Source organism: Paenibacillus sp. TAF43_2, from assembly GCF_052113545.1.
GTDB lineage: Bacteria > Bacillota > Bacilli > Paenibacillales > Paenibacillaceae > Pristimantibacillus.
In genome coordinates this window covers 1-6,411 of the sequence record NZ_JBFRDK010000256.1, presented here as the reverse complement: position 1 = coordinate 6,411, position 6,411 = coordinate 1, and the positions used below count along the sequence as shown (strand labels likewise).

The following is a 6,411-nucleotide window of genomic DNA, read 5'->3' as shown; positions in this document are numbered from 1 at the left end:
GGGCTTCTATGTCCGTTACGGTTGCGAAAACAGCGAAAATGAGCACAATAGTGTATCTGATGTCCGTTAGCTTTTCGCAATAGTCACTTCAGATCCCCTTACGGACATACATTCCGCTATTTTCAAGAATTGAGCTCATATTTGAGTCTAACGGACATAGGTTTCGCTATTTAGGCAAAAAGGAGCTAAAAACTAACTCGTGGAGCCAAATAAGGGCTTCTATGTCCGTTACGGTTGCGAAAACAGCGAAAATGAGCACAATAGCGTATCTGATGCCCTTTAGCTTTTCGCAATAGTCACTTCAGACCTCCTAACGGACATACATTCCGCTATTTTCAAGAATTGGGCTCATATTTGAGTCTAACGGACATAGGATCCGCTATTTGTGCAAAAGGGAGCTAAAAACTTACTCTTGGAGCCAAATAAGGGCTTCTATGTCCGTTACGGTTGCGAAAACAGCGAAAATGAGCGCAATAGCGTATCTGATGTCCGTTAGCTTTTCGCAATAGTCACTTCAGATCCCATTACGGACATACATTCCGCTATTTTCAAGAATTGGGCTCATATTTGAATCTAACGGACATATGATACGCTATTTAGGCAAACGGGAGCTAAAAACTAACTCGTGGAGCAAAATAAGGGCTTCTATGTCCGTTATGGTTGCGAAAACAGCCAAAATAAGCACAATAGCGTATCTGATGTCCGCTACCTCTCCTTGTGACTTCTTCGCCCATGCTATGCTTTCTTTCTTACCATTCGTTCCGCAAGCTGATAGAAAACAGCATTTAATACATCCCTTTACAACACTCATTCTTTTTATGAATCTAACAAAAGAATATGCAACTCATAAAGGAGGTTCTTTCCTAAATATGAAAGCAGAACACAAACCAAATTATAACCTGCTAAAATTCACTATCATTTTATTGTTTGTGGCAATTGTCGTTGGCATAGTTTTCACATGGCTCCGTAAAGGCGAAGAATTATCGCCGCCCATGACGGAACATCTCTTCGACAAAGGTGAAGCTAAGTGGTCCATCGATGGTTATCCAGCGAAGGTGCTACACAACAATTTATTTAAAATCGAGCTCACAGATCTATCGGGCGCCCCATTACAAGGAGCTGAGCTATCAGTCAAGCTTAAGATGATGGATATGGTTTGCGGCGATTACGAGTTTAAAATGACGGAAGCTGATCCTGGAACATATACAGGCGAAGGTGTACCCCTAATGGCTGGCACATGGAAAGCGACTCTAACACTCAAGACGCTTGACCAAACGTATACCATCGATAGATTACTGCGAGCGGTTCATTAGCAAATTACCAAAGCCATGGATTAATCGACGGTATGACACCATTCACCGCAAGCCCGCGCAAAATCGAGATGACACCCACAGCAATCGCCGTGACTACACTTGCTTTACGCATAAATCGCCGCCATTTCTTATTGGCAAAAGCAGCGATCGACGCGGCAGCCGCTAAAGCAGGGAAAGTCGATAGCCCAAACAAGGCCATGACAGCCGCTCCTTCAAGTCCTGAGCCAGTGGAGGCTGCCGTCATTTGCATCGCATAAGTTAAGCCGCATGGCAAAAATCCGAAGGCTATTCCAGTTGCGAGCAAATGGAACGTTTCCTGCTTAGCTGAGCGAGAAGCTCCGCCTACTAGTCTTTTGTGCAGAAAGCTAGACAATCGGTTCATGAGCGGCAGCTGAAATCTCCGCCAAAGCCAGAGCAGCAAGAAACAGCCGCCAATAATGGATGCCAATCCTTGAACCCCTGCAAATTTACCTGCGACATCAACAAACGAACCTACTGTTCCCAYTACAGCCCCTAATAAGGAATAAGAGAGAATGCGGCCTGTATTATATAGAAGCATTGATTTTTTAACTGGCGCTGAGGAATTTAATGAGACGGTTGATACAATCCCCCCGCACATACCAATGCAATGAGGTGCGCTGAATAAGCCTGTTAAAATAATGAATCCAATCAACTGCCAAGTCATCGTCATCTGCTTGCACCAACTCGGCTCTTGCTTTGCAGCTGACCAGAAAGCCGAAGCGCATTGCTTACAACAGAAACAGAGCTAAGCGCCATCGCCGTTCCAGCCATCCAAGGCTCAAGCAAACCAAAAGCAGCAAAAGGGATGACGATAACATTGTATAGGAAAGCAAAGGTTAGATTTTGGCGCACATTTCGAATCGTTAATCGGCTTATTCGAATCGCTTCTGGAATAGCATGCAAACGTGAGAAAAGCAGCGTCATGTGGCCAGCGCTAAGCGCTGCATCTGTTCCTTCACCCATTGCTAAGCCAACATCGGCTGCGGCTAATGCCGGTGCGTCATTCCATCCATCCCCTGCCATTGCGACTCGTTTGCCGCGACGCTTTAATTGCTCCACCAGCGCCAGCTTGCCCTCGGGAAGCATGGACGCATGGATACTTGTAATGCCAACCGCTTTTGCAGCAGCAAATGCCGGCGCCTTGTGATCACCTGTCGCTAGAACAGCGGAAACTCCTAATTTTTTAAGCTCTTTCACTGTCTCTCTCGCGTTTTCCTTTATCTTATCGCTAAATGCAATTGCACCAGCTATCTGATCGTCTATTGCTGCATATAGCACGGTTTCACCCAAATCCTCACGCTGCCTTGCGAATGCAATGATATCGACGCTCAAAGCCCATTGGCGTTCTGCTGCAAACCGAGCGTTCCCAATAGCAAAGCGCTGCTCCTCAATTATCGCTTCAACGCCTCCGCCTGGCGTGAAGACATGATGACTGGAAGCTGGAATAATAAGTCCTAGTCTGACCGCTTCCTTCTCAATTGCTCTTGAAAGCGGATGTGTGGAGTCCGCTTCAGCGGCTGCCGCCAATCTCAGCAAAGCATTGCGGCTTCCTTTAATAGCTAGTGAAGCACTTATATGAGGCTTGCCTTCCGTTAATGTTCCTGTTTTATCAAAAATGATCGTTTGAATACTTGCCAAACGTTCTAGCGCGCCCGCTTCCTTCGTAATAATGCCTTGTTTCGCAAGTCTGCTGGCTGCGATGACAAGTGAGATCGGTGCGGCTAGACCAAGCGCGCATGGACAAGCTGCTAATAAAACAGCAATGCCGCAGATGAATGCTCGGCTCCAATTCCCCGGCTCAAGAAATAATCCCCACATGAAAACCGTTGCTACGGCGAAGAGAAGCATAACAGGAACAAACCAGCTTGAAGCCGCATCTACATTCCGCTGAATGGCTGATTTAGAGCGTTGTGCTTGACGAACAAGCTCCTGTATGCGGTTCAGCATCGTATCATGGCCTGCCGCCTTCGTTCGAATGCGAAGCTGCGAGCTTTCATTCCAAGTTCCCGCCCACACTTGATCTCCTTCCCGCTTTGCAATCGGCAGACTCTCGCCTGTTAGCAACGATTCGTTGGTTGCGGAGTGACCGCCGCATACAATGCCATCGACCGGAATCGTTTCTCCAGCCTGTACAATGACAATATCGCCCGCTCGAACAAATTCGGTCTGAATATGAATCACTTCACCTGCCCGTTCAACCGTCGCCGTCTGACTTTGCAGCTTGCCGAAGCCGTCTGATCCGCGCTGCGCACGCAGCGAGGCGGAAACTTCAATGTATTTACCCAGCAGGACAGCAGTGATTACGACAGCAGAAGTTTCAAAATACAATGGCGGTGCATGAGCAGCCACCTCTAAGAGCGGCCGAAACAAGCCGTTTTGAAATACGACATAATGGCTGTACAAATAGGCGGCTGTCGTTCCAATGACAACAAGCACATCCATATTGGCGCTTCGCTCGCGTACCGCATGATATGCGCCGAAATAAAAAGGCAAGCCTATAGCGAATTGAATAATCGTGGCAAGAATGAGCTGCAGCCATGGAATAGTGAGCCAAGCAGGCAAATAATCAAGCATCGGCCTTAAAAAAGGCAGATGCTGCATCATCCCAGTTAATAACGGCACCGTAAGTACCGCTGAAGCAATGAGTCGCAGCTTCAATATACGATGCTCCTTGTGCAAGCCTTCTTTAGCTGTCTCATTAAGCATCGCTTCAAAACCTAATTGCTTGACACGTTCAGCAATTTGTTTCGCTCCGAGCCGCTCAGGCTTAAACTGCACCCAAGCGGTTCGAAGCGGAAAGCTGACGGCAGCCATTTGAACACCATCCATTTTGCTGACGGCTTTCTCTATTCTTGCCGCACAAGCTGAACAGCTCATGCCTTGAACCGCAAAATCTATCGTAAGGTCGCTATCCTCTACCTGATTATCATGTACCTGCTCCATTTGCAGCACCCGCCCTTCGTTCATCGCTGTTAATGCCTGTACCTCTGCGTTAAACTATATGACGGGCAAGCCAATTGCATGATTGGAACATCTGTTTACATTCTATTTGGCGCAGGAAGCCCCAGTATGTGAAGTGCATCCTGCATCGTTTGCTTATAACGCTTGGTGAGCCAAATACGCAAGCTTTTCGCTGATTCTTCAGCCTTCAAAATAGGACATGTAGCGTAGAAATGGTTAAACAATGCGGAAAGCTCATATACATACGTGCAAAGCTGATTAGGAGATAGCTCCAAAGCGGCAGCTTCCAGCGTTTCAGGCCAATAAGCTAATTGTCTCAGCAATGAATGCTCTTGAATCTCAAGACCGCTAATCTCAGCTAGAGCTTGTGGGTTAAACGCAGTGTCTCCTGCTCTCTTCAAAATACTGCTTGAGCGAGCATACGTATACATCAGATAAACACCTGTATTGCCGGATATTTCGGTTGCTTGATCAAGATCAAACACAACCTCTGTTTGCAAATGAAAACGAAGCAAGTAATAACGAATCGATGCTGCTGCTATCGTACGACTTGCCAAGCCGCCTTTACGGGATCTTTTTGCGTCTATGATTTGTTCCATTCTTACTAAGAAATCCGCTATTTTTATGCCGATTCCTTGCCTGCCTGACATCGCATACGCATGCTTGCCGTCTGAAGTATCGATACCTAAACCATTTGCCGTATTTGGGCTTAATGCAACAACACCATAACTGACATGCTTTAGCTGCTCTGCTTGCTCCTGAAAACCCAAAGCGAGCAATGCTTGTTTAACCATAGCCTGCGGATACTCTTGGCGCTGATCAATTACGTTAATGACCATATCTGCATGACCGATTTTTTTCCTTGCACCGCTCGTATGCGTTGACCACAGACCATCAGAAAACTTCTGGTAACGGAAATCGTTATCAAGCAATCCAAACTTCCACAGATGGTAAGCAATATCTTTGGCCGTATAAGTCAAAATACCGTTTGAGCGAACGAGCACTTTATCTGCTTGGAAATCCGAATGTTCCTCTTGTTCTCCGTTTTCATCAGAATGCTTCAGCACATAACAGCCCTTCAGCTTCCCTTCTGTTTCCTTGCGGAATATTCCCGTTGACTGCAGCAGCTCAAACGCGCGAGCCCAGAAGCCTTCACGCACAATATTGCTTTCCCACACCAGAACATCATACGTGATGCCAAACTGCTTCATTTCCTCGACATGCTCGCGTACAATTCTTTCTGCGACCAACAAGCCCATCCATGCTACATTCGAATGCCCTTCTTCCAGCTCTGCAAGAACCTTGGTACGTTGTTCAAGCAATTCTGGCTGCTCTTTATAAGCTCGATTAATGCTTGAATACGTATCCCAGCAAAAATCCCCAAAACGCTCATAAGGCAGCACCGACTTGGTCTGAAGAATGCCTACCACCGTATCCGCCAATTGGTTGCCTAGATCATCAATGTAGTTGTGCACCTCAACCTGATGACCCGTACTTCTGAGCATTCGCGCAATCGTATCTCCAACGCAGGAATTACGCAAATGACCAATATGCGCTGATTTATTTGGATTGATAGATGTATGCTCAACCAGCACTTTTTTGTTAACTGTAGTTTTCTGTGATTCAAGCTGTTCTGTATTGACTGCCCACCAAGACCAATTCACATAAAAGTTTAGAAACCCGGGTGAAGCAATTTCAATCTTTTTTATGGATGAGGAAAGACTTGGATGCTTGATTAATTTTTGTTTGAAGTCATCTGCAATCAATGAAGGTGCGCGTTTTAAAAGCCTTGCCAGCTGCATTGCAATATTGCTGCTATAATCGCCATGCGCTAAGTTAACGGGATGCTCGACCGCAATTTTGAGATTTTCAGGTCGCTCTGTACGTCCCTCTTCCAGCATACCTTGCGTTATTTCTTCAATTGCTCCAATAATCAGCTTATGAATCATTGTAATTCCTCCTATTATCTAGAGTAAAGGACTGAAATTCATTTCAGCCCCTCCTCATCAAACCGTACGTGAGGTTTTCCCTCATACGGCTTTCCGATGTTCGTCATTCATGTGCGTGCGAGTTATACAAGCGTCTTTAAACCATGCATTTGGCTAAGAATCTTTAA

4 protein-coding genes are annotated in these 6,411 nt (G+C 46.2%); 1 reads left to right on the top strand and 3 read right to left on the bottom strand.

What is annotated here, in order from left to right; genetic code table 11:
* The first annotated feature begins 869 nt into the window (after nucleotides 1-869).
* A complete protein-coding gene (locus AB4Z17_RS30980; RefSeq protein ID WP_441964141.1) occupies nucleotides 870-1,313 on the top strand; it encodes a FixH family protein in 444 nt (147 codons plus the stop codon).
* Nucleotides 1,314-1,317: 4 nt separating this feature from the next.
* Here the strand turns inward: AB4Z17_RS30980 and AB4Z17_RS30975 are convergent, their stop codons facing one another.
* From AB4Z17_RS30975 to AB4Z17_RS30965, 3 genes are all read right to left on the bottom strand, one after another.
* Complete coding sequence (locus tag AB4Z17_RS30975; protein ID WP_441964139.1) at nucleotides 1,318-2,004, bottom strand: sulfite exporter TauE/SafE family protein; 687 nt, start codon at nucleotides 2,002-2,004, stop codon at nucleotides 1,318-1,320.
* Nucleotides 2,001-4,301: a heavy metal translocating P-type ATPase gene (locus AB4Z17_RS30970; protein WP_441964137.1), complete on the bottom strand. Its 2,301-nt coding sequence runs from the start codon at nucleotides 4,299-4,301 to the stop codon at nucleotides 2,001-2,003. The genes AB4Z17_RS30975 and AB4Z17_RS30970 overlap by 4 nt, the downstream gene beginning before the upstream one ends.
* A 71-nt stretch (nucleotides 4,302-4,372) precedes the next feature.
* Nucleotides 4,373-6,244 (bottom strand): arginine--tRNA ligase, encoded by a 1,872-nt coding sequence (locus AB4Z17_RS30965; protein ID WP_441964135.1) that lies wholly within the window; start codon nucleotides 6,242-6,244, stop codon nucleotides 4,373-4,375.
* Nucleotides 6,245-6,411 lie beyond the last annotated feature (167 nt).

What these genes read in the sequence shown, in the direction of transcription:
- AB4Z17_RS30980 (WP_441964141.1), top strand. Translation starts at nt 870, where the DNA reads ATGAAAGCAGAACACAAACCAAATTATAACCTGCTAAAATTCACTATC.
- AB4Z17_RS30965 (WP_441964135.1), bottom strand. Translation starts at nt 6,244, where the DNA reads ATGATTCATAAGCTGATTATTGGAGCAATTGAAGAAATAACGCAAGGT.
- AB4Z17_RS30970 (WP_441964137.1), bottom strand. Translation starts at nt 4,301, where the DNA reads ATGAACGAAGGGCGGGTGCTGCAAATGGAGCAGGTACATGATAATCAG.